This is a genomic window from Enterobacter sp. MGH119, assembly GCF_001037675.1.
GTDB classification, from domain to species: domain Bacteria; phylum Pseudomonadota; class Gammaproteobacteria; order Enterobacterales; family Enterobacteriaceae; genus Enterobacter; species Enterobacter hormaechei_C.
On record NZ_KQ089929.1, the window covers coordinates 1 to 22,853 of the forward strand.

The 22,853-nt window shown below is 54.0% G+C and carries 19 protein-coding genes and 2 rRNA genes; 13 read left to right on the top strand and 8 right to left on the bottom strand.

Features of this window, described 5'->3' with window-relative positions; translation table 11 throughout:
- The 4 genes from SK53_RS00005 to SK53_RS00020 form a co-directional block, all read left to right on the top strand.
- Nucleotides 1–2,062 (top strand): 23S ribosomal RNA (locus SK53_RS00005); the annotation flags it as partial.
- A gap of 70 nt (nt 2,063–2,132) precedes the next feature.
- A 5S ribosomal RNA gene (gene rrf, locus SK53_RS00010) occupies nt 2,133–2,248 on the top strand.
- A gap of 128 nt (nt 2,249–2,376) precedes the next feature.
- Nucleotides 2,377–2,829 (top strand): DUF4385 domain-containing protein, encoded by a 453-nt coding sequence (locus tag SK53_RS00015; RefSeq protein WP_048208216.1) that lies wholly within the window; start codon nt 2,377–2,379, stop codon nt 2,827–2,829.
- A gap of 151 nt (nt 2,830–2,980) precedes the next feature.
- Nucleotides 2,981–4,288: an MFS family transporter gene (locus SK53_RS00020; RefSeq protein ID WP_048208219.1), complete on the top strand. Its 1,308-nt coding sequence runs from the start codon at nt 2,981–2,983 to the stop codon at nt 4,286–4,288.
- On the opposite strand, the gene SK53_RS00025 is transcribed toward SK53_RS00020, so the two are convergent.
- The 5 genes from SK53_RS00025 to trxC form a co-directional block, all read right to left on the bottom strand.
- A complete protein-coding gene (locus tag SK53_RS00025; RefSeq protein WP_003860739.1) occupies nt 4,285–4,608 on the bottom strand; it encodes a YfiM family lipoprotein in 324 nt (107 codons plus the stop codon). The two genes, SK53_RS00020 and SK53_RS00025, sit on opposite strands and share 4 nt — an antisense overlap.
- A gap of 45 nt (nt 4,609–4,653) precedes the next feature.
- Nucleotides 4,654–6,009 (bottom strand): CDP-diacylglycerol--serine O-phosphatidyltransferase, encoded by a 1,356-nt coding sequence (gene pssA / locus SK53_RS00030; protein ID WP_023314682.1) that lies wholly within the window; start codon nt 6,007–6,009, stop codon nt 4,654–4,656.
- A 109-nt stretch (nt 6,010–6,118) separates the two neighbouring features.
- Nucleotides 6,119–8,782, bottom strand: a complete 2,664-nt coding sequence (gene pat / locus SK53_RS00035) for a bifunctional acetate--CoA ligase family protein/GNAT family N-acetyltransferase (RefSeq protein WP_003860736.1) — start codon at nt 8,780–8,782, stop codon at nt 6,119–6,121.
- Nucleotides 8,783–8,817: 35 nt separating this feature from the next.
- Entirely contained in the window at nt 8,818–9,516 is a 699-nt protein-coding gene (gene tapT, locus SK53_RS00040) for a tRNA-uridine aminocarboxypropyltransferase (protein ID WP_003860734.1), read from the bottom strand.
- Between the two features lie 70 nt (nt 9,517–9,586).
- The gene (gene trxC, locus SK53_RS00045) at nt 9,587–10,006 is read right to left on the bottom strand and encodes a thioredoxin TrxC (RefSeq protein ID WP_003860733.1); all 420 of its coding nucleotides are present in this window, start codon (nt 10,004–10,006) and stop codon (nt 9,587–9,589) included.
- A gap of 204 nt (nt 10,007–10,210) precedes the next feature.
- Here trxC and SK53_RS00050 point away from each other — a divergent pair, with 204 nt between their 5' ends.
- Nucleotides 10,211–11,296 carry a tRNA/rRNA methyltransferase gene (locus SK53_RS00050; protein WP_022651671.1) on the top strand — a complete coding sequence of 362 codons (1,086 nt, stop codon included), beginning with the start codon at nt 10,211–10,213 and terminating at the stop codon, nt 11,294–11,296.
- A 39-nt stretch (nt 11,297–11,335) separates the two neighbouring features.
- On the opposite strand, the gene ung is transcribed toward SK53_RS00050, so the two are convergent.
- The gene (gene ung, locus SK53_RS00055) at nt 11,336–12,025 is read right to left on the bottom strand and encodes a uracil-DNA glycosylase (RefSeq protein ID WP_003860729.1); all 690 of its coding nucleotides are present in this window, start codon (nt 12,023–12,025) and stop codon (nt 11,336–11,338) included.
- Nucleotides 12,026–12,340: 315 nt separating this feature from the next.
- Between ung and grcA the strand changes: the two genes are divergently transcribed.
- Nucleotides 12,341–12,724, top strand: a complete 384-nt coding sequence (gene grcA, locus SK53_RS00060) for an autonomous glycyl radical cofactor GrcA (protein ID WP_048208221.1) — start codon at nt 12,341–12,343, stop codon at nt 12,722–12,724.
- A gap of 51 nt (nt 12,725–12,775) precedes the next feature.
- Here grcA and srmB read toward each other — a convergent pair whose 3' ends face one another.
- Entirely contained in the window at nt 12,776–14,104 is a 1,329-nt protein-coding gene (gene srmB / locus SK53_RS00065; RefSeq protein WP_003860725.1) for an ATP-dependent RNA helicase SrmB, read from the bottom strand.
- Nucleotides 14,105–14,236: 132 nt separating this feature from the next.
- Here srmB and SK53_RS00070 point away from each other — a divergent pair, with 132 nt between their 5' ends.
- Nucleotides 14,237–14,974, top strand: a complete 738-nt coding sequence (locus tag SK53_RS00070; protein ID WP_032665848.1) for a tRNA(1)(Val) (adenine(37)-N(6))-methyltransferase TrmN — start codon at nt 14,237–14,239, stop codon at nt 14,972–14,974.
- Here SK53_RS00070 and nadB read toward each other — a convergent pair.
- Nucleotides 14,959–16,578 (bottom strand): L-aspartate oxidase, encoded by a 1,620-nt coding sequence (gene nadB, locus SK53_RS00075; protein WP_048208224.1) that lies wholly within the window; start codon nt 16,576–16,578, stop codon nt 14,959–14,961. The two genes, SK53_RS00070 and nadB, sit on opposite strands and share 16 nt — an antisense overlap.
- 425 nt (nt 16,579–17,003) lie before the next feature.
- On the opposite strand from nadB, the gene rpoE reads away from it, so the two are divergent.
- From rpoE to lepB, 6 genes are all read left to right on the top strand, one after another.
- Nucleotides 17,004–17,579, top strand: coding sequence for an RNA polymerase sigma factor RpoE (rpoE, locus tag SK53_RS00080; RefSeq protein WP_006176728.1), 576 nt, complete (start codon nt 17,004–17,006; stop codon nt 17,577–17,579).
- A 31-nt stretch (nt 17,580–17,610) separates the two neighbouring features.
- Nucleotides 17,611–18,261, top strand: coding sequence for an anti-sigma-E factor RseA (gene rseA, locus SK53_RS00085; RefSeq protein ID WP_006811610.1), 651 nt, complete (start codon nt 17,611–17,613; stop codon nt 18,259–18,261).
- Nucleotides 18,261–19,214, top strand: a complete 954-nt coding sequence (gene rseB, locus SK53_RS00090; RefSeq protein ID WP_003860717.1) for a sigma-E factor regulatory protein RseB — start codon at nt 18,261–18,263, stop codon at nt 19,212–19,214. Before rseA ends, rseB begins: the two co-directional genes overlap by 1 nt.
- Nucleotides 19,211–19,687, top strand: a complete 477-nt coding sequence (gene rseC / locus SK53_RS00095; RefSeq protein WP_003860716.1) for a SoxR-reducing system protein RseC — start codon at nt 19,211–19,213, stop codon at nt 19,685–19,687. The genes rseB and rseC overlap by 4 nt, the downstream gene beginning before the upstream one ends.
- Nucleotides 19,688–19,872: 185 nt before the next feature.
- A complete protein-coding gene (lepA, locus tag SK53_RS00100; RefSeq protein WP_003860714.1) occupies nt 19,873–21,678 on the top strand; it encodes a translation elongation factor 4 in 1,806 nt (601 codons plus the stop codon).
- A 15-nt stretch (nt 21,679–21,693) separates the two neighbouring features.
- Nucleotides 21,694–22,668 carry a signal peptidase I gene (gene lepB / locus SK53_RS00105; protein WP_003860712.1) on the top strand — a complete coding sequence of 325 codons (975 nt, stop codon included), beginning with the start codon at nt 21,694–21,696 and terminating at the stop codon, nt 22,666–22,668.
- The last annotated feature ends 185 nt before the right edge of the window (nt 22,669–22,853 follow it).

The window sequence follows — 22,853 nt, forward strand, 5'->3', positions numbered from 1 at the left end:
TCATCTTCGGGGGTAGAGCACTGTTTCGGCTAGGGGGCCATCCCGGCTTACCAACCCGATGCAAACTACGAATACCGAAGAATGTTATCACGGGAGACACACGGCGGGTGCTAACGTCCGTCGTGAAGAGGGAAACAACCCAGACCGCCAGCTAAGGTCCCAAAGTCATGGTTAAGTGGGAAACGATGTGGGAAGGCACAGACAGCCAGGATGTTGGCTTAGAAGCAGCCATCATTTAAAGAAAGCGTAATAGCTCACTGGTCGAGTCGGCCTGCGCGGAAGATGTAACGGGGCTAAACCATGCACCGAAGCTGCGGCAGCGACACTTATGTGTTGTTGGGTAGGGGAGCGTTCTGTAAGCCGTTGAAGGTGTGCTGTGAGGCATGCTGGAGGTATCAGAAGTGCGAATGCTGACATAAGTAACGATAAAGCGGGTGAAAAGCCCGCTCGCCGGAAGACCAAGGGTTCCTGTCCAACGTTAATCGGGGCAGGGTGAGTCGACCCCTAAGGCGAGGCCGAAAGGCGTAGTCGATGGGAAACAGGTTAATATTCCTGTACTTGGTGTTACTGCGAAGGGGGGACGGAGAAGGCTATGTCAGCCGGGCGACGGTTGTCCCGGTTTAAGCATGTAGGCGGAGGTTCCAGGTAAATCCGGTACCTTGTTAACGCTGAGGTGTGATGACGAGGCACTACGGTGCTGAAGTGATAAATGCCCTGCTTCCAGGAAAAGCCTCTAAGCATCAGGTAACACGAAATCGTACCCCAAACCGACACAGGTGGTCAGGTAGAGAATACCAAGGCGCTTGAGAGAACTCGGGTGAAGGAACTAGGCAAAATGGTGCCGTAACTTCGGGAGAAGGCACGCTGATATGTAGGTGAAGCCCCTGCGGGCGGAGCTGAAATCAGTCGAAGATACCAGCTGGCTGCAACTGTTTATTAAAAACACAGCACTGTGCAAACACGAAAGTGGACGTATACGGTGTGACGCCTGCCCGGTGCCGGAAGGTTAATTGATGGGGTTAGCGGCAACGCGAAGCTCTTGATCGAAGCCCCGGTAAACGGCGGCCGTAACTATAACGGTCCTAAGGTAGCGAAATTCCTTGTCGGGTAAGTTCCGACCTGCACGAATGGCGTAATGATGGCCAGGCTGTCTCCACCCGAGACTCAGTGAAATTGAACTCGCTGTGAAGATGCAGTGTACCCGCGGCAAGACGGAAAGACCCCGTGAACCTTTACTATAGCTTGACACTGAACACTGGTCCTTGATGTGTAGGATAGGTGGGAGGCTTTGAAGCGTGGACGCCAGTCTGCGTGGAGCCGTCCTTGAAATACCACCCTTTAATGGCTGGTGTTCTAACGTAGACCCGTGATCCGGGTTGCGGACAGTGTCTGGTGGGTAGTTTGACTGGGGCGGTCTCCTCCCAAAGAGTAACGGAGGAGCACGAAGGTTGGCTAATCCTGGTCGGACATCAGGAGGTTAGTGCAATGGCATAAGCCAGCTTGACTGCGAGCGTGACGGCGCGAGCAGGTGCGAAAGCAGGTCATAGTGATCCGGTGGTTCTGAATGGAAGGGCCATCGCTCAACGGATAAAAGGTACTCCGGGGATAACAGGCTGATACCGCCCAAGAGTTCATATCGACGGCGGTGTTTGGCACCTCGATGTCGGCTCATCACATCCTGGGGCTGAAGTAGGTCCCAAGGGTATGGCTGTTCGCCATTTAAAGTGGTACGCGAGCTGGGTTTAGAACGTCGTGAGACAGTTCGGTCCCTATCTGCCGTGGGCGCTGGAGAATTGAGGGGGGCTGCTCCTAGTACGAGAGGACCGGAGTGGACGCATCACTGGTGTTCGGGTTGTCATGCCAATGGCACTGCCCGGTAGCTAAATGCGGAAGAGATAAGTGCTGAAAGCATCTAAGCACGAAACTTGCCCCGAGATGAGTTCTCCCTGAGACCTTGAGTCTCCTGAAGGAACGTTGAAGACGACGACGTTGATAGGTCGGGTGTGTAAGCGCAGCGATGCGTTGAGCTAACCGATACTAATGAACCGTGAGGCTTAACCTTACAACGCCGAAGGTGTTTTGGCGAAGAGACAGACACGATTTTCAGCCTGATACAGATTAAACAGAATTTGCCTGGCGGCTTTAGCGCGGTGGTCCCACCTGACCCCATGCCGAACTCAGAAGTGAAACGCCGTAGCGCCGATGGTAGTGTGGGGTCTCCCCATGTGAGAGTAGGGAACTGCCAGGCATCAAACAAGAAAAACCCCGTACCGTAAGGTACGGGGTTTTTTGCTTTGGGCGCGGAAAACATGCCGGATGGCGGCTTCCCCTTATCCGGCCTACAATTGTTAAAACAATTTTAACAATGGTGCCGCTTTGACTCGTCCCTTTGATTATCAACAAGATTTTGCCAATATTAATTTTCGCGAACATCCCGAACGGTATCAGGTGGGCCGGGGTGAGCAGGGCGTATTGATGGTCGAGCCTTATAAAAGCGAAATCCTTCCACACTGGCGTTATAGAAATGCTGAAGTCGCAGCGCGTTCGGCAGAAGAGATCTACGCCCTCTTTGAAGAGTACCGCAGGAATAACGATTTTGTAGGTATGGATATGGCGCGTAAATTCATACAGATGGGATACACCCGTGCCCGGCGATACGCCAATCATAAAGGCGGAAAAAAGTATGATGAGAAGCGCCAGGTCAAACCCCTCGATCACGATCCAGTAAAAGCAGAGGCCGCTGCGGTATTCAAAACGTGGTGGGATAAAATTCGTGCCGATGAAGATTATTTGCAGCGAAAAAAGGCTCACCAGCAAGCGTGGGGATAATTACTACGTCCGCTAATAATTCGATACCTGATCGAGTTCACAAAATCCAATGAAACATATTGGAAACATTTTATTTACCTAACGATTCGTTTTAAATCCGGTTTTACTGTTTGTGGGCAATGGCCCGCAATGTGAGACAGGGGATTTTAAAATGACAGAAACCGTAGCCAGTGCAGATACGGATAACACAAATTTAGCAGGCAAGGATACTCGCCGTCGGGTTTGGGCAATTGTTGGAGCCTCATCGGGGAACCTTGTAGAGTGGTTTGATTTTTACGTCTATTCATTCTGTTCACTCTACTTTGCGCATATCTTTTTCCCATCAGGGAACACCACAACGCAGCTTCTGCAAACCGCAGGCGTTTTTGCCGCCGGGTTCCTGATGCGTCCCATTGGCGGATGGCTGTTCGGCAGGATCGCGGACAGGAAAGGGCGCAAGACATCCATGCTCATCTCCGTATGCATGATGTGCGTCGGCTCGCTGGTGATTGCCTGCCTTCCCGGATATGACACTATCGGAACATGGGCACCGGCGTTGCTGTTGCTGGCACGTCTGTTCCAGGGGCTGTCAGTGGGTGGCGAATACGGCACCAGCGCGACATACATGAGCGAAGTGGCTGTTGAAGGGCGCAAAGGTTTCTATGCATCATTCCAGTATGTAACCCTCATTGGCGGACAGCTACTGGCGTTACTGGTTGTGGTGATCCTTCAACAAATCCTTAGCGATGAAGATTTACGCGCCTGGGGCTGGCGCATACCGTTTGCCCTGGGGGCCGCCCTGGCGGTTGTGGCGCTGTGGTTACGCCGTCAGCTTGATGAAACCTCCCAACAGGAGGTCAGGGCGCTGAAAGAAGCCGGTTCGATGAAAGGGCTGTGGCGTAACCGCAAAGCATTTTTGATGGTACTAGGCTTTACCGCCGCAGGCTCGCTAAGCTTCTATACCTTCACCACCTATATGCAAAAATATCTGGTCAACACGACGGGCATGCATGCTAACGTTGCGAGTGTCGTCATGACGGTGGCGTTACTGGTCTTTATGCTCATCCAGCCGATTGTTGGCGCGCTGTCGGACAAAATAGGTCGCCGCACCTCCATGCTGATCTTTGGTGGCATGCTCACCCTGGGGACTGTTCCGCTTTTGACGGCGCTACAGCATACAACCTCTCCGTATGCCGCTTTCGCTTTGATTATGGTGGCACTTATTATTATTAGTTTTTACACGGCAATCAGTGGCATTTTGAAAGCGGAAATGTTTCCCGCACAGGTGAGGGCGCTGGGCGTAGGCCTCTCTTATGCGGTCGCTAACGCCCTGTTTGGCGGATCAGCAGAATATGTCGCGCTATCCCTAAAGTCATGGGGCAGTGAAACGACCTTCTTCTGGTATGTCACCATCATGGGGGCGCTGGCGTTTATTGTCTCCCTGATGCTGCATCGTAAAGGAAAAGGGATCCGCCTTTAATAATGCGCCATCTGCCAGACGGCGTAGCCGGTTGTTGCCCCGGCTACGTCCCAGGCAAAATCTTTCCAGCTCCAGCCGCTTCCCGAGGGGCGGCTATCCCAAAGTTCTTTTGATGCCCCCAGGCTGATGGAGAACATCAGGCCCATTGTGGCACTTCGATCCCGGCTATACCCCTGGTGCAGCGCATACTCATTACCCGCAGCGGACAACATTGCAGACGCCAGAAAGTGTTGAGCTTTATCCTGACCCGACCAGTTATCATTAGCCATATGGCTGCAACCGGTCAGGAAAAGAGGGATTATCAGGAAAGGCGTACGCATTAACAGACTCCATAAAAAAAGCCCCGTCGATGACAGGGCCCGTGTTTACAGAATGCGGCTGATGAGGCGGTCGATACGGATTCGACGTAGACGGCGAATCAGCTTGCGAACTTTCACCGGATAATCAGCGATGCTTTGCAGATCGCGATAATGACGAACCACGGTGGTATGCGTGCGTATAAGCTCCAGCTCACGATCGCGTTTCGCGGCTAACGCATGCTGAGGATCATGAATAAGGATGGCGTTTTCCAGATCCAGACGCCAGGCGCGTGGGTTCAGGTTATTACCGGTCAGCAGCATCCACTCGTCATCCACCCACATCCCTTTGAGGTGATAGCTGTTGTCTTCATCTTTCCAGAGACGCACAACCAGCTGGTCCGTGTTCACATAGTACTGTAAACGGCTCAGGAAGCGGCGCAGGTTAATCTCATAGAGATAAGGCAGTGCGCCGATGATCTTGAAAGGCTGATCCTCCGGAATGAAAAAGTCATTTGCCGTTTTATCCCCGACAATGATTTCCACCTTTTTACCATCACGCAGCAGCTGAATGATATTACGCACCAGAACGGCGGGAAGGTTAAAGTAAGGGGTGCAGATGGTGAGCTTATGTTCAGCGCACGGCATCAAATGAAAGATGGTCTTGTTCAGCAGGCTGGATTTCCCCAGGCCTACCAGGGGCGTAACGGACAGTTCTTCATTACTGGCATCACCCTGAAAACGATAAACCGCATCGCGCAGTTCCTGGCGGAAGGAGCGAACGTCGTTTTTGATTTCCGGGCTTTTCGGACGATGAGGATCGTCAAGACGGTGCACACCCCGACCATGAACCAGGTTTTTATCAACCCAGTTGAACATGATGTCAGCCATCTGCGGATTGCGGATCAGATGGTAGCGATCGTAGCGGTATTTACCGAGCTGATGGAGATACACATCATTCAGGCTGGCGCCGCTATAAAGGACGCTGTCATCAATGATAAATCCTTTAAAATGAAGAACGCCAAGCGCTTCACGGGTATTCACCGGTACGCCATACACCGGGATATCAATACCCGGATTTTCCTGGGCCGTGCGGCAATACCAGTCAGCATTGGTATTCGAGGCAGCCGCACCAATACGGCCACGCTGAGCACGGTGCCAGTCAACCAGCACGCGAACATCCAGTTCCGGACGCTGACGTTTCGCTTCATAGAGCGCGTTCAGGATCGCACGCCCACCTTCATCTTGTTCAAGATAGAGCGCCACAATGCAAATACGTCGCGTAGCGCTGGCAATCTTTTCAAGAAGCGTCTCCCGGAAATGAGCGGGAGCATAAAAGAACTCTACATCATCAACTGACTGAGAAATCTTCGGTAGTTGAGCAAGGTGTTGTTGATGTTTATTACGCTTAAATTTTGACAACATCACAGTGCGTTTCTTCTCTGTTCATTGAAGGGTTGTCTGTACCAGGCAAACAACATAAGCGGACAATGATACCCCAGTGCCGGTAAAAGTGGGTAACATTTCCAGCAGCTTACTCTTGTTTATCCGTCGAAGTCAGGCTGAGGGACAGAGAGACAATGCCTTCATCCAGCTGGATATCAACGTCAAAACCGAGCTTCCGCGCCAGGGTCACCATACCCCGATTGTTTGGCATAGTAATGCCATTCAGGCGTGACAATCCGTGAGCGCGCGTATAACCAATAAGTTTTTCGAGCAGCCGTCTGCCCAACCCCAAACCCTTAAGATCGGAACGCACCAGTACGGCAAACTCCGCATCCACGTTATCCGGGTCGGAAATAGCGCGCGTCACGCCGAGGATCTCCTCTCCCGCTCCGGAACGGCGGACCGCCACAATCGCCATTTCTCGATCGTAGTCGATCTGGGTCATATTGGCTAAATCGTCGTGGGTAAATTCATTGATTTCGCTGAAATAGCGATAGTACAAATCTTCCTTCGTCACCTGCGATATGAACGCCCGCAGCAGCGGCTCGTCTTCCGGCAGGATAGGGCGAAACAGCGCCCGCTCCCCATTTTTCATCTCCACCCACTCTTCCAGATGAAGAGGATAAGGACGAATGGCGAGACGGCTTTCCGGGTCACCGATATAGGGCGCAATATCCAGCGTCACGTCCAGGGCGGTAAATTCATTTCCGGAGGCAAGAAGGGGGTGAATATCCAGGCGCTGGATCTCCGCACAGTCAACAATGAGGTTGGAGACCTTCACCAGAAACTGGCTTAACCCGGCGATATCAAGCGGCCGCAGAGCGCTTCTCCCGCGGATTTTTTTGCTTTTGATGGCCTGAATAATTAAATAACGCGCCAGGTTCATGTTCAGAGGGGGAAGCGCGACAACCGCCTGTTCTTCTGGCCGCCACTCAACGCCGCCTTCACCCAGCATAATGAGCGGACCAAAAACCGGATCGTGTTCGACAACCACGCGCAGCTCCTGCGCACCTGCACGGTTGGCCATGCTCTGCACCAGCAGGCCGTGGATCCTGGCCTGTGGCCACGTCATTTTTACGCGATCGATAATGGCATCCGCGGCCTGTTGTACTTCTGTCGCGGTGCGCAGATACAGCATGACGCCCTGCACATCCGATTTGTGCGGAATATCGGGAGAGCGCAGCTTCAGCGCGACCGGATAACCAATCTGCTCAGCAATATGTACCGCCTCAGCGCTGTCGCCGGCAATCCAGGTGGGCAGGGTTTGCATTCCATAACTGCCAAGAATGGGTTGTACCTCATGTGTATCAAGAGAAGTGGCGCCCTCTTCGATGGCCTGCTGCAAAAGCCTGTGCACATCCACCGAATTTGCGGTGAGATTGCCCGGCAGGGCAGGCGTTTCACGCAGCTGCTTCTGGTTGCGGCGGTATTCAACCATATGCATAAACGCGGTAATGGTGCCCTCTGGGGTACGGTAGGTTGGCAACCCGGCTTCACTAAACAGACGCCGTGCCTCCTGCGAGGAGAATTCGCCGCACCAGTTGGTCAGCAGGGTAACGTATTTACCGCGGGGATGGTTTCGGACCGCCTCAATCAGCGCACGCGCACTTTCGCTGCCTGGCGCAACCGCGCTGGGCGAATGGATAATCATCAGCGCATCAAAGTCCTGGCTATCCAGCAAAATCGTGATCGCCTTAATGTAACGATCGCTGCTGGCATCATCGCGCAAATCGAGGGGATTATCGGGAACAACGCTTCCCGGTAACGCATCCCGCAGGCGCTGGAGCGTCTCTTCACCCAGCGTGGCCAGCTTGCCGTTGCGTAGCCAGAGCTCGTCCAGCGCCAGGGCGGCGGGAGCTGCACCGTTGCTGACAATCATCAGCTTTTCACCGCGCAGGGGGCGCATGTGGCTTAACGTTTCGACGGCGGAAAAAAGCTCGTGCGTATCCTGTACCCGCAGTAAACCGGCGCGCTGGATCGCTGCATCCCATGCGGGATCCATCCCGGAACGGGAATGTAGCAGGCGCTGAGCCGCGGGGCTGCGTCCGCTTTTGATGACCAGAATCGGTTTATTACGTGATGCGCTACGCGACGCCGACACAAAACGACGGGCGTCGCTCAGGTGTTCAAGGTAGAGCAGGATAGCGCTGGTTTTGCTGTCACGCGCCAGGAAATCCAACAGCTCATCGACGTCAATGTCCAGGCTGTCGCCGAGGGCAATGAAATAGGAAAAGCCCATCTCACGCTGCTGCGCCCAGTCGAGGATGGTATTGGATACCGCAGCCGACTGCGAAATAAAGGCCAGTTTGCCTTTACGGATCGGAACCGGGGAAAAACTGGCATTCAGCCCTTGCCAGGGCGCAAGCAGACCGAGGCTATTTGGACCAAGAATGCGCATCTGGTAGCGGCTGGCGCAGGCCAGCAGTTCGGGCTGCTGTTCAGGAGGCGAGGAAAGAATAATGCAGGTTTTACAGCCTTTCTGACCGAGCGACTCAAGCAATTCGAGGTTTCGTTTCGCATGCGTACAGAGCACGGCGAGGTCGGGAACAAACGGTAAACTTTGCACGTCCGGCCACGCCAGCACCCCCTGTACCGCCTTATAAGCGGGCGTAACGGGCATGACCGGGCCGTTAAATCCGCCAGCCAGCAGATTGCGCATCATCAGATACCCTGCGCGGTCCGGTTTCATCGAGGCGCCAATAACGGCAATGGATTTCGGACGGAGTAGCGCTTCTAACCCTCTCTGGCTCATGCAGGCCTCCTGTGAATGCAAGCGACCTGATGATTTTAAACGCTTTCTGCCTCAGTTGCTGTGACACTACCCTTATGAACGGTTTTTCCCGCAAGATAACGTTCGCGGAAGCAGGAGAAGTGACTGCCCAGCGCGCCGGCCGCCTGGGTATCGCCCGCCAGATCCAGTAGCGCTATGGCGACTTCAGCGGTGCAATATTGACCGTCGGCATGCGCTTCACGCAAGCGATAGGCCGAAACACGCGACAGATCGACGGAAATCACCGGCAGCGCATCAAGATAAGGGCTTTTGCGAAACATCTTTCTTGCTTCGGTCCAGGTGCCGTCGAGCATAATAAACAGCGGCGGCTTACCGGATGGTGGCGCCGTAAGTACCTGACGTTGTTCGCCTGCATATGATGCCGGGAAAACGACCATGGGCTGATAGTCCGGGCTTGCCACCAGGTCGAGCAGAGCCTGAGGTGGCTCAGTGCGCGACCACTGAAACGCTGCGGTGTTGGGTAGAATATCGGCGATCAAACGCCCTGTGTTGCTGGGCTTCATCGGTTCGGTATCGAACATGACCAGACAAAAGCGGCTTTTCGCCTCGCTCGGCGCAAGCGTTTCGCACAGACACACTTTCAGCGGTAAAAGGCAGCGCTGGCAGCGGCGAATACGATTGCCTCGGGCCAGAAAAGGGCGGGTGGCGCGCGCAAGGCGCTCGGCGCGTAATTGAAGTACAGCGTTATCAGTCATGGGCGAAAAGGCAGGAAAAACCCCATTTTCGCAGAGGAGAGAACGGGGCACAAGATATGCCCCGCGAATGTTACAGGGATTCGTTTAACCAGCTGTCGAAAGGCGCTTTTGGTACTGCACCATTGAGCATGTCGATCACTTCACCATTTTTGAAAATCATAATGGTTGGAATGCTGCGAATGCGAAAACGGGCGCTGAGTTCACGTTCCGCTTCGGTATTCACTTTGACAAAACGCATTTTCCCGCTGCGCTCTTCAGCTACGTCTTCGAAGATGGGCGCAAAGTTACGGCAGGGGCCGCACCACGGTGCCCAGAAATCGACCACAACAGGCAGATCGTCCTTGAGGAGTTTGTCCAGCGTAGCACCCGTCGCGTTAATGACATCGCCATCAAATAATTCGTGGCCACAACGCCCGCATTTCGCACCGTCATCCATCCGATCGTCCGGAATGCGGTTTAAAGCCTGACAGTTGGCACATACGGTATTCATAACTAACCTCTGATAGAGCCGTGGAACAACGGCAGAACGCCGATAATGTTTCTGATATGTTACATATTATCAGTGAGCCTGTATGAAACGACAACGCGTTTTATTCAATGGGAACAATAGTCACAGGCTTTTGTACGAAATTATGGCTATGAGCTTGCACATCGGGTAATCTGCGCGCTTCGCGCAGCGCTGGTGGAGAAAAGCATGAACGACGAAATGAAAAACAAAAGCGGCAAGGTCAAAGTGATGTATGTCCGCAGTGATGATGACTCTGATAAACGCACCCAAAATCCGCGTACCGGAAAAGGTGGCGGGCGTCCGGCGTCTTCTCGTGCAGACGGTGGCCGTCGCCCCGCCCGCGATGACAGAAATAACCGCGGCGATGACCGCAAACGTGATGACCGTAAGCGTGACGATCGCAAACGCGATGATTTTGTCCGCGACGGTGGATCGCCATGGCGTACCGTTTCTCGCGCGCCCGGTGAAGAGACGACCGAAAAAGCCGATCACGGCGGTATCAGCGGAAAAAGCTTTATCGATCCGGAAGTGCTGCGTCGTCAGCGTGCGGAAGAGACCCGTGTCTACGGTGAGAACGCCTGTCAGGCCCTGTTCCAGAGCCGCCCGGAGTGTATCGTTCGTGCATGGTTTATCCAGAGCGTGACCCCGCGCTTTAAAGAAGCGCTGCGCTGGATGGCGGCGAACCGCAAAGCCTACCACGTGGTTGACGATGCCGAGCTGACAAAAGCGTCCGGTACAGAACACCACGGCGGCGTCTGCTTCCTGATCAAAAAACGTAACGGCACTACCGTGCAGCAGTGGGTTAGCCAGGCGGATGCCGATGACTGCGTACTGGCGCTGGAAGATGTGGGTAACCCGCATAACCTGGGCGCTATGATGCGTAGCTGCGCGCACTTTGGCGTGAAAGGCGTTCTGTTGCAGGATGCCGCGCTGCTGGAATCCGGTGCGGCGATTCGTACCGCGGAAGGTGGTGCAGAGCACGTTCAGCCGATCACCGGCGACAGCGTGCTGGAAGCCCTGGAGCAATTCCGTAAAGCGGGCTACACCATTGTCACCACCTCAAGCCGTGCCGCTACGCCGTTGTTTAAAGCGACGTTGCCGCGCAAAATGGTGCTGGTGTTAGGTCAGGAGCGCGATGGTCTGTCTGATGCGGCACTCTCCAGCGCTGACCTGAGCGTCTCTATCGACGGCACTGGCAACGTTGAAAGCCTGAACGTATCCGTTGCGACCGGCGTGCTGCTGGCGGAATGGTGGCGTCAGAACAAGGCATAAGCCTTTTATGTGCCGGGCCTGACCCGGCACATTCAAACCCTACTCGCTCTCTGCCGGTAACACAGGCATCCAGTCAATCGGCTTTTCGCCACGCTTTTCCAGCCACTCATTCGTCAGAACAAAATGATTACTGCCAAAGAAACCACGATGCGCAGACAGCGGCGACGGGTGCGGCGCCTTCAGCACGTGATGACGCTGACGATCGATAATCGCCCCTTTCTTTTGGGCATGCGAACCCCAGAGTAAAAACACGACGCCTTCACGATGCTCATTGATCAGGCTGATAACCTTATCGGTAAAGGTTTCCCATCCCAGACTGGCGTGGGAGTGTGCCTGACCCGCCCGGACAGTTAATACGGTATTCAGCAACAGCACGCCCTGGCGCGCCCAGCTTTCCAGATAACCGTGATTAGGGCGGGTGAAACCCGGAATCGTTCCTTCCAGCTCTTTATACATATTCAACAGAGAAGGGGGGATGGCCACGCCCGGACGTACGGAAAATGCCAGTCCGTGAGCCTGCCCGGGGCCGTGGTATGGATCCTGCCCCAGGATAACCACCTTTACATCGCTCAGTTCGGTGTAGCGGAAGGCGTTAAACACATCTTTCTGCGGCGGATAAATTGTCTGGCCGGCCTGCCGTTCAGCCGCAACGGTACTGAGGGTATTTATAAAATAGGGCTGCTGCTTCTCTTCAGCCAGCACGTCATGCCAGGTTAAAGGTGTTGTCATCTCGCTCTCCTGCGAATCTCATTCTGTGTCTAGCTTACCTGTTAAACCCCAACGAGCAAAATTACCCGCGGAAAAGCAGGCTAAGTGACTCAATTTATGTTGAAAACCAGGCAGGATAAGTTGAATTGGTAAACCTTTAAAATTGATCTAAAACAAAAAATACAGACCACACTCTTTGTGTGGTTGGTGGTTTTGTTGATTTAAATCAATAAATCACCCGGGACTGAATGTTATATATACACACAACAAACAATGGTTTTACCAATTGGCCGCAAAAGGCCAGCATCAGTTAATGTAGCCTAAGGGAGGCAACACATGATTACAGGTATCCAGATTACTAAAGCTGCAAATGACGATCTGCTGAACTCTTTCTGGCTGCTGGACAGCGAGAAAAACGAAGCGCGCTGTGTAGTAGCGAAAGCAGGTTTTGCGGAAGACGAAATCGTTCCGGTGAGCAAACTGGGCGAAATTGAATACCGTGAAATTCCAGTGCAAGTGCAGCCAGAAGTACGCGTGGAAGGTGGTCAGCACCTGAACGTTAACGTCCTGCGTCGCGAAACGCTGATGGATGCCGTTGAGCACCCGGAAAAATACCCGCAGCTGACCATCCGTGTGTCTGGCTATGCGGTGCGTTTCAACTCTCTGACCCCGGAACAGCAGCGCGACGTTATCGCGCGTACCTTTACTGAAAGCCTGTAAGGTTTCAGCTTTGGGGGTGGAATAAAAAAGCCGGGAATGTCCCGGCTTTTTTTACTCTTCCGTTTTTGTCTCTGACGCAGCAGAGCTTGGCTTACGGCGCTTACCAATATTTTTGGTATCGCGGTGGCGCTGTTTAACGCGCGGCTTCTCTTTTTCTTTCTCTTTTCTCTCAGCACGTTTCGCGAGCGCTTTCTTGGACGGTTTACCCGTCATTTTTTCACTCGGCGCACGTGTGGTCGGACGAAGTCCGTCAATCACGCGAGCTTTCAGCGGCTCCTCAACGTAGCGGCCAATTTTCTGTAGCAGCAAATGGTCGTGCGCTTCTACCAGAGAGATAGCAATACCTTTGCGGCCCGCACGGCCGGTACGACCAATACGGTGCAGGTAAGTATCACCGCTGCGCGGCATATCAAAGTTGATCACGTGGCTCACGTCCGGGATGTCGATCCCGCGCGCGGCAACGTCGGTGGCAACCAGCACATTCACGCGGCCATCGGTCAGGCGCTTAATCCCTTCGGTACGCTTAACCTGCGCCATTTCACCTTCGAGATAGCAGTTGTTGATACCGGCATTGCGCAGCATTTCTGCCAGTTCATGCACGCGCTCACGTTTGCGTACGAATACGATGGTACGGGTTGCCTCTTCCTGCTTCAGCAGGTGTTTCAACAACTCAACCTTATGCTCAAGGTTATCTGCGCGGTAGTACCACTGGTGGATCTTCTTACGCTCACGGGTCGATGGCGTAGCGGACACTTCCACCGGATCTTCCAGCAGACGTTCGGCGAAATCTTTAATGGCATCCCCTTCAAGGGTTGCCGAGAACAGCATTGTCTGGTTACGCCAGCGCGTTTCACCCGCGATGTGTTCGATGTCCTGGGCAAAGCCCATGTCCAGCATGCGGTCAGCTTCATCGAGAATCAGCGTTTCCACTGCGCGGCAGTCGAAGTTCTCTTCTTTTATGTATTGCAGCAGACGGCCTGTCGTCGCGACAACGATATCCTGGTTTTCGCTGAACACTTCGGCGTGGTTCATATACGCTACGCCGCCGGTGATGGTCGCGATATCCAGATGGGTGTTCGCCGCCAGCTCACGCGCGTGTTCGGCAACCTGCATCGCCAGTTCACGGGTCGGGGTCAGGATCAAAATGCGCGGCGGGCCTGATTTTTTACGCGGAAAGTCGAGCAAATGCTGCAACACAGGCAGCAAGTAGGCTGCTGTCTTCCCCGTGCCGGTTGGCGCAGAACCGAGCACATCGCGGCCCTCAAGCGCAGGCGGAATGGCCGCGGCCTGAATGGCGGTCGGGCGTGTAAAGCCTTTGCTCTCAAGGGCATTGAGCAGGCTTTCATCGAGTTCAAGTTCGGAAAAAGTCGTTACAGTCATGTTCTACCTCTGTGTGGGGCGCTGATTATAGACGTTACGGCTGTAATCTTCATCTGTTTGTATGGATATCGCTTTTCGACCACTTCGCTTTCCCCTATGCTACTCCAGTTTCACTCAGAAGGTTGCCCTGACATGTCTCAACTCAAAGCGCAGTTGCGCCGCGATGGTTTTACGTTTAAACAGTTTTTTGTGGCGCACGATCGTTGTGCGATGAAAGTCGGTACAGACGGTATTTTACTGGGGGCATGGGCTCCTGTCGCAGGTGTAAAACGCATTCTGGATATTGGTACGGGCAGCGGACTTCAGGCGCTGATGCTGGCGCAGCGAACGGAAGAACACGTCACGATCGATGCCGTTGAGCTTGATCCTCAGGCGGCCCGGCAGGCAAGTGAAAACGCTGCCGACTCTCCGTGGGCAGAACGCATCAGGGTAGAATGCGCCGATGTCCTGACCTGGGCGCCGGAGCAGACCGCGCGTTACGATTTGATTGTCAGCAATCCGCCATATTTCACGCCAGGCGTGGAATGTGGCACGCCGGAACGCGAGCAGGCACGTTACACCGGCTCGCTCGATCACAAGGCGCTACTGACCAGTGCGGCGGAGCTCATCTCGGAAGAGGGATTTTTCTGCGTGGTCTTGCCTGTAAGCACGGGTAATACCTTCATTGAGATCGCACATGAGATCGGCTGGAATCTGCGTCTTCGTACCGATATTTCGGATACGGAAGGACGCTTACCGCACCGCGTGTTGCTGGCACTCTCGCCGAAAGAGGGCGAGTGCTTTATCGACAGGATGGTCATTCGTGGGCCAGACCAGCGTTATTCCGAAGATTACACAGCTCTGACCCAGGCCTTTTATCTGTTTATGTGAACCTGCGGCGTCAACACCGACGGCCCGGACGTTTCAAGCGGTTCGGGATAGTCCAGCGTATAATGCAGGCCACGGCTCTCTTTGCGCATCATTGCACAGCGCACAATCAGCTCGGCAACCTGCACAAGGTTGCGCAGCTCCAGCAGATTATTGGAAACGCGGAAGTTGGCGTAATATTCATCGATTTCCTGCTGCAACATCATGATGCGGCGTAACGCGCGTTCCAGACGCTTCGTTGTACGTACAATCCCGACATAATCCCACATGAAAAGCCGCAGCTCGTGCCAGTTATGCTGGATAACCACCAGTTCATCCGGGTTCTCTACCCGACTTTCATCCCATGCCGGCAGGTGTGTTGTCGGACGTGCATAGGGCATGCGTTTGGTAATATCTTCCGCAGCCGACCACCCATACACCAGACACTCCAGCAGCGAGTTTGAGGCCATGCGATTCGCACCATGCAGGCCGGTATAGCTGACCTCGCCGATCGCATACAAACCATCCACGTCGGTACGACCATGATCGTCAACCATCACCCCGCCACAGGTATAGTGGGCGGCAGGTACAATCGGCACCGGATCGCGGGTTAGATCAATACCCAGACTCAGCAGCTTTTCATAAATCATCGGGAAGTGCTGGCGAATAAAGTCTGCCGGTTTATGGCTAATGTCCAGATACATACAGTCCACGCCAAGCCGCTTCATCTCGTGGTCAATGGCGCGGGCCACGATATCCCGCGGTGCCAGTTCACCTCGGGGGTCGAAGTCCGGCATAAACCTGGAACCGTCCGGACGCTTCAGATACGCGCCTTCGCCACGCAACGCTTCAGTTAACAGGAAGTTACGCGCCTGCGGGTGGAACAGGGCGGTAGGATGGAACTGGTTAAACTCCAGATTCGCCACGCGGCAACCTGCGCGCCAGGCCATGGCGATACCGTCTCCGGAGGCGATATCCGGGTTAGTCGTGTACTGGTAAACCTTGGAGGCGCCGCCGGTGGCCAGCACAACGGCTTTTGCCTGGCAGGTTTCCACCTTCTCTTTATTCCGATTCCACACCCATGCGCCGACAACACGGCGCGTGCCGGGCAGGCCAATTTTATCGGAAATAATCAGGTCGACGGCGTTGCTGCGCTCCAGTACCCGAATATTGGGATGGCTGAGGGCTTTGCTGACCAGCGTGGTTTCAACCGCTTTTCCGGTTGCATCAGCAGCGTGCAGAATACGGCGGTGGCTGTGCCCGCCTTCACGGGTCAGGTGATAGCTCTCTTCACCATTAGGCTGAACCTGCGTATCAAACAGCACGCCCTGATCGATAAGCCATTGCACGCAGTGGCGGGCATTGCTGGCGACAAACACTGCGGCATGCTCATCCACGATCCCGGCACCGGCAATCAGGGTGTCTTCTACGTGCGAGGCAATGCTATCCGTTTCATCAAACACCGCGGCAATACCGCCTTGTGCATAGAAGGTGGAACCTTCGCTCATCGGCCCTTTACTCAGCACGATTACGTTCTGATGTTCCGCCAGGCGCAGTGCGAGGGAGAGGCCGGCAGCACCGCTGCCAATGATCAGTACATCACAATGAAGTTCAGGCGTCGTGTTCATGATGTTTGTTTAATTTACTAAACATGGTGTGGGGAGAATAGCATTGCGATGCGAGATATCGCACGTTTTTTTTGAGGTGTGTTGCAATGACTAAACGGAATCCCGGAAGATAAATCTGCGCTAAATGGCCGAAAATATTTTGCGAAGCAGATCGTTAGCTTCAGATTTTGTGGTGAAATAAAGCCTGTGTTGCGTTACTCTTCTGACGATAAAGTTAATGATTCTTGTCAGAAAGCGGGTGCGTATCGTGAACAGACTTATAATGAGAGAAAATGAATGGTCTGCGGCGCGATGAACAAAAACAAAGGCGTTACGGAACTTATTGAAGAACAGACACTCTAATTCGGTGCTTGCTCAAAGTGCAATGTTGTTAGAGTGGCGTTTCGATAACGCGTGGAATTTGGTTTGGGGAGACATTACCTCGGATGAGCGAGCAGTTAACGGACCAGGTCCTGGTTGAACGGGTCCAGAAGGGAGATCAGAAAGCTTTTAACCTACTGGTGGTGCGCTACCAGCATAAGGTAGCGAGTCTGGTTTCCCGCTATGTACCGTCAGGCGATGTTCCTGATGTTGTACAAGAGTCTTTTATTAAGGCCTATCGCGCGCTGGATTCATTCCGGGGGGATAGTGCTTTTTATACCTGGCTGTATCGTATTGCAGTCAATACGGCTAAGAATTATTTGGTTGCTCAGGGCCGGCGTCCGCCTTCAAGTGATGTTGACGCTATCGACGCAGAAAACTTCGAAAGTGGCGGCGCGCTGAAAGAAATTTCGAACCCTGAGAACTTAATGTTGTCAGAAGAACTGAGACAAATCGTTTTTCGCACGATCGAGTCGCTCCCGGAAGATTTACGCATGGCAATTACGTTACGGGAGCTGGATGGCCTAAGCTATGAAGAGATAGCCGCCATCATGGATTGTCCGGTCGGCACGGTTCGTTCACGAATTTTCCGTGCGCGAGAAGCCATTGATAATAAAGTTCAACCGCTTATCAGGCGTTGACGATAGCGGGATACTGGAAAAGGTATTAGGCATGCAGAAAGAAAAACTTTCCGCTTTAATGGATGGTGAAACGCTGGATAATGAGCTACTCAATGAGTTGTCTCATTCTCCCGAAATGCAACAGACCTGGGAGAGCTATCATCTTATCCGCGACACGCTGCGCGGTGATACCAGTGAGGTTCTCCATTTCGATATCTCAGCACGCGTTATGGCGGCCATTGAGAACGAACCTGTTCATCAGACCACGCCGCTGATTCCTGAAGCGCAGCCTGCACCTCACCAGTGGCAGAAAATGCCGTTCTGGCACAAGGTGCGTCCATGGGCCAGCCAGCTCACCCAGATGGGGGTCGCTGCGTGCGTATCGCTTGCAGTTATCGTTGGGGTCCAGCACTATAACACTCAGTCTGAAGCCAATCAGCAACCTGAAGCGCCAGTGTTTAATACGCTGCCGATGATGGGTAAAGCCAGCCCGGTTAGCCTGGGCGTACCGGCAGATGCCTCCGCAAGCGGCGGACAGCAACAGCAGGTACAGGAGCAGCGCCGTCGCATTAATGCGATGTTGCAGGATTACGAGTTGCAGCGCCGTCTGCACTCCGAGCAGCTTCAGTTTGAGCAGGCCCAAACCCAGCAGGCTGCTGTGCAGGTGCCAGGAAACCAAACTTTAGGAACGCAATCGCAGTAATGAAGCAACTTTGGTTCGCCATGTCTTTGATGGCGGGTAGCCTGTTCTTCTCTGCTAACGCCTCGGCTGATGTTTCATCCGGGGCGTTGTTGCAGCAAATGAATCTGGCCAGCCAGTCACTCAATTACGAGTTGGCATTTATCAGCATCAATAAGCAGGGTGTCGAATCGTTACGCTATCGCCACGCCCGCCTTGATAACCAGCCGCTCGCCCAGCTTTTACAGATGGATGGCCCGCGTCGGGAAGTGGTCCAGCGTGGGAACGAAATCAGCTATTTCGAGCCTGGCCTTGAGCCGTTTACGCTCAATGGTGACTACATCGTTGACTCCCTGCCGTCGCTCATTTACACCGATTTTAAACGTCTCGCCCCCTACTATGATTTTATCTCGGTGGGGCGAACGCGTATTGCCGACAGGCTGTGCGAAGTGATCCGCGTTGTTGCGCGGGATGGGACGCGTTACAGCTATATCGTCTGGATTGACGCAGAGACGAAGCTGCCGATGCGCGTTGATCTGCTCGATCGCGACGGTGAAACGCTGGAGCAGTTCCGTGTGATCTCCTTTGACGTAAACAGTCAGGTCGGCAACAGCATGCAGAATCTGGCCAAAGCCAGCCTGCCGCCTTTGCTTTCCGTGCCTGCCGGCGATTCTGTCAATTTTAACTGGGTACCATCCTGGATCCCGCAAGGGTTCAGCGAAGTTTCCAGCAGTCGTCGCCAGCTGCCCACTATCGAAACTCCGGTTGAGTCGCGACTCTATTCCGATGGGCTGTTTAGCTTCTCGGTGAATATCAATCGCGCTACGGCGAACAGTTCCGAACAGATGCTCCGTACCGGTCGCCGGACGGTCAGCACGACGGTGCGCGATAATGCGGAAATTACCATTGTCGGTGAATTACCGCCGCCAACGGCAAAACGTATTTCAGACAGCATTAAATTCAGGGCTGCGCAATGATTAAAGAGTGGGCCACGGTCGTATCCTGGCAGGATGGCGTAGCGCTTGTTAGCTGTGACGTTAAAGCATCATGCAGCAGTTGCGCTTCGCGAGCCGGTTGCGGCAGCCGCGTGTTGAATAAGCTGGGGCCGCAAACGTCGCACACTATTACTGTGCCGAGCGCTCAGCCGCTGGTGGCAGGGCAAAAAGTGGAGCTCGGCATCGCTGAAGGTAGCCTGCTCACTTCCGCCATGCTGGTTTACCTTTCTCCGCTCGCAGGCCTGTTCGTGATGGGCGGGGTTTTCCAGATGCTGTTCGGCACAGATTTGGCCGCCATGTGCGGGGCCGCGTTGGGCGGCGTGGGCGGGTTCTGGCTTGCTAAAGGTGTTTCCCCAAGGCTTGCCGCCCGGGAAGCGTGGCAGCCTGTCATCCTCAGCGTTGCACTGGCACCCGACCAACTTCGTGTTGAGACGCTCTCTTCTGAGGCCCGGTGATCTGCCGGGCTTTATTATTATTTACATCGCCATAAAGAAAACGCCGTCTCTTCGCGCTATACCTGGCTCTAAGTGCAGTTCCAGCTGACGAGGATGTAGTGTAGAATGCTGCGTTTTCGCACTGAAAAACGTCAGGCTAAGAACAGCGGCCTCCAGGAATTCGTAAGGCATAATTATTTAACTATATGAAGAACATACGTAACTTTTCGATCATTGCTCACATTGACCACGGTAAGTCGACGCTGTCTGACCGTATTATCCAGATTTGCGGTGGCCTGTCTGATCGTGAAATGGCAGCCCAGGTTCTGGACTCCATGGACCTGGAACGCGAACGCGGTATTACCATCAAAGCGCAGAGCGTGACGCTCGACTATAAAGCTTCCGATGGTGAAACCTATCAGCTGAACTTTATCGACACCCCAGGGCACGTTGACTTCTCTTATGAAGTGTCACGCTCGCTGGCGGCCTGCGAAGGCGCGCTGCTGGTGGTGGATGCCGGGCAGGGCGTAGAGGCTCAGACGCTGGCAAACTGCTACACCGCCATGGAAATGGATCTCGAAGTGGTGCCGGTTCTGAATAAAATCGACCTGCCAGCCGCCGATCCTGAGCGCGTAGCGGAAGAGATTGAAGACATCGTCGGTATTGATGCGACCGATGCAGTGCGCTGCTCGGCGAAAACCGGCGTCGGTGTTCCGGATGTACTGGAACGTCTGGTGCGTGATATTCCGCCGCCGGAAGGTGACCCGGATGCGCCGCTACAGGCGCTGATCATCGACTCCTGGTTTGATAACTACCTCGGCGTTGTTTCGCTGGTGCGTATTAAAAACGGCACCATGCGTAAAGGCGACAAAATCAAGGTCATGAGCACCGGCCAGGTCTACAACGCTGACCGTCTGGGCATCTTCACGCCAAAACAGGTTGACCGTACCGAGCTGAAATGCGGCGAAGTGGGCTGGCTGGTCTGTGCCATTAAAGACATCCTCGGCGCGCCGGTGGGTGATACCCTGACCGGTGCACGTAACCCGGCAGATAAAGCGCTGCCAGGCTTCAAAAAGGTGAAACCGCAGGTTTATGCGGGTCTGTTCCCGGTCAGCTCTGACGATTACGAAAACTTCCGCGATGCGCTCGGAAAGCTGAGCCTCAACGATGCCTCCCTGTTCTACGAGCCAGAAAGCTCAACGGCGCTGGGCTTCGGCTTCCGCTGTGGCTTCCTCGGTCTGCTGCACATGGAGATCATTCAGGAACGTCTGGAGCGTGAATACGATCTGGATCTGATCACCACCGCCCCGACGGTTGTCTACGAAGTAGAAACCACGTCGAAAGAGGTGATCTACGTCGACAGCCCGTCCAAGCTCCCGCCGCTGAATAATATTCAGGAACTGCGCGAGCCTATCGCAGAGTGTCACATGCTGCTGCCGCAGGAGTTCCTCGGCAACGTGATCACCCTGTGTATTGAGAAGCGTGGCGTGCAGACCAACATGGTTTACCACGGTAACCAGGTGGCGCTGACCTATGAAATTCCGATGGCGGAAGTAGTGCTCGACTTCTTCGACCGTCTGAAGTCTACCTCCCGTGGCTATGCGTCGCTGGACTACAACTTCAAACGCTTCCAGGCCTCGAACATGGTTCGCGTGGATGTACTGATCAACGGCGAGCGTGTTGATGCCCTGGCGCTGATCACCCACAACGATAACGCACCGTACCGTGGTCGTGAGCTGGTTGAGAAGATGAAAGATCTCATCCCGCGTCAGCAGTTTGACATTGCGATTCAGGCGGCCATTGGTAACCACATCATTGCCCGTTCAACCGTGAAGCAGCTGCGTAAAAACGTTCTGGCTAAGTGCTATGGCGGCGACGTCAGCCGTAAGAAAAAGCTGTTGCAGAAGCAGAAAGAAGGTAAGAAGCGTATGAAGCAGGTCGGTAACGTTGAGCTGCCGCAGGAAGCATTCCTTGCCATCCTTCATGTTGGTAAAGACGGTAACGGTAAATAACCTTAAGGAGTTGGCATGGCGAACATGTTTGCCCTGATCCTGGTCATCGCTACCCTGGTGACAGGTCTGTTGTGGTGCCTGGATAAGTTTATCTTCGCCCCAAAACGCCGTGAACGTCAGGCTGCCGCGCAGGCAGCCACGGGCGATGCGCTGGACGCGAAAACCCTGAAAAAAGTCGGCCCAAAACCGGGCTGGCTGGAAACAGGGGCATCGGTATTCCCGGTGCTGGCGATTGTGCTGGTGGTGCGTTCTTTTATCTATGAACCGTTCCAGATCCCGTCAGGATCGATGATGCCAACGCTGCTGATCGGTGATTTCATTCTGGTTGAGAAGTTTGCCTATGGCATCAAAGATCCGATCTACCAGAAAACGCTGATCGAAACGGGTCATCCGAAACGTGGCGACATCGTGGTGTTTAAATATCCGGAAGATCCACGGCTGGATTATATTAAACGCGCGGTAGGTCTGCCGGGCGATAAAGTAACCTACGATCCGGTGGCGAAAGAGGTGACCATTCAGCCAGGCTGTAGCTCTGGAACTGCATGTGAAAATGCGCTGCCAGTCACTTACTCCAACGTTGAGCCAAGTGATTTTGTGCAGACCTTTGCCCGCCGTAACGGCGGTGAAGCGACCAGCGGATTCTTCCAGGTGCCCAAAGGTGAAACCAAAGAGAACGGTATTCGTCTGGTTGAACGGAAAGAAACGCTGGGCGATGTCACTCACCGCATTCTGACCGTGCCAATCGCACAGGATCAACTGGCAATGTACTACCAGCAGCCAGGCCAACAGCTGGCGACCTGGATTGTGCCACCGGGACACTACTTCATGATGGGTGACAACCGCGATAACTCTGCGGACAGCCGTTACTGGGGCTTTGTGCCGGAAGCGAATCTGGTCGGTAAAGCAACCGCTATCTGGATGAGTTTTGAGAAGCAGGAAGGCGAGTGGCCGACCGGCGTTCGCCTGAATCGTATTGGCGGAATTCATTAATTTTCGTCAAAAATAACACGTAGCGGCTTTTATTCGCCGCTACGTGAATTATTTCAGCGATAAATCTCTTTGAACTAACGACATCCCCTGTCGTTGTGTATAGAATATTCCCCCGAAGTTTAAGGTTGGCCCTGCAAGGGTGCCACGGCACACGAAACCGCGTTGGTTTTCTCAGGTCGGTTTCG

Coding starts and splice junctions, on each gene's coding strand:
- tapT (WP_003860734.1), bottom strand. CDS start 9,516: ATGACTGATAACGCTGTACTTCAATTACGCGCCGAGCGCCTTGCGCGC.
- rpoE (WP_006176728.1), top strand. CDS start 17,004: ATGAGCGAGCAGTTAACGGACCAGGTCCTGGTTGAACGGGTCCAGAAG.
- SK53_RS00025 (WP_003860739.1), bottom strand. CDS start 4,608: ATGCGTACGCCTTTCCTGATAATCCCTCTTTTCCTGACCGGTTGCAGC.
- lepB (WP_003860712.1), top strand. CDS start 21,694: ATGGCGAACATGTTTGCCCTGATCCTGGTCATCGCTACCCTGGTGACA.
- pat (WP_003860736.1), bottom strand. CDS start 8,782: ATGAGCCAGAGAGGGTTAGAAGCGCTACTCCGTCCGAAATCCATTGCC.
- rseB (WP_003860717.1), top strand. CDS start 18,261: ATGAAGCAACTTTGGTTCGCCATGTCTTTGATGGCGGGTAGCCTGTTC.
- ung (WP_003860729.1), bottom strand. CDS start 12,025: ATGACAACACCTTTAACCTGGCATGACGTGCTGGCTGAAGAGAAGCAG.
- pssA (WP_023314682.1), bottom strand. CDS start 6,009: ATGTTGTCAAAATTTAAGCGTAATAAACATCAACAACACCTTGCTCAA.
- nadB (WP_048208224.1), bottom strand. CDS start 16,578: ATGAACACGACGCCTGAACTTCATTGTGATGTACTGATCATTGGCAGC.
- lepA (WP_003860714.1), top strand. CDS start 19,873: ATGAAGAACATACGTAACTTTTCGATCATTGCTCACATTGACCACGGT.
- SK53_RS00070 (WP_032665848.1), top strand. CDS start 14,237: ATGTCTCAACTCAAAGCGCAGTTGCGCCGCGATGGTTTTACGTTTAAA.
- srmB (WP_003860725.1), bottom strand. CDS start 14,104: ATGACTGTAACGACTTTTTCCGAACTTGAACTCGATGAAAGCCTGCTC.
- trxC (WP_003860733.1), bottom strand. CDS start 10,006: ATGAATACCGTATGTGCCAACTGTCAGGCTTTAAACCGCATTCCGGAC.
- grcA (WP_048208221.1), top strand. CDS start 12,341: ATGATTACAGGTATCCAGATTACTAAAGCTGCAAATGACGATCTGCTG.
- rseC (WP_003860716.1), top strand. CDS start 19,211: ATGATTAAAGAGTGGGCCACGGTCGTATCCTGGCAGGATGGCGTAGCG.
- SK53_RS00020 (WP_048208219.1), top strand. CDS start 2,981: ATGACAGAAACCGTAGCCAGTGCAGATACGGATAACACAAATTTAGCA.
- rseA (WP_006811610.1), top strand. CDS start 17,611: ATGCAGAAAGAAAAACTTTCCGCTTTAATGGATGGTGAAACGCTGGAT.
- SK53_RS00050 (WP_022651671.1), top strand. CDS start 10,211: ATGAACGACGAAATGAAAAACAAAAGCGGCAAGGTCAAAGTGATGTAT.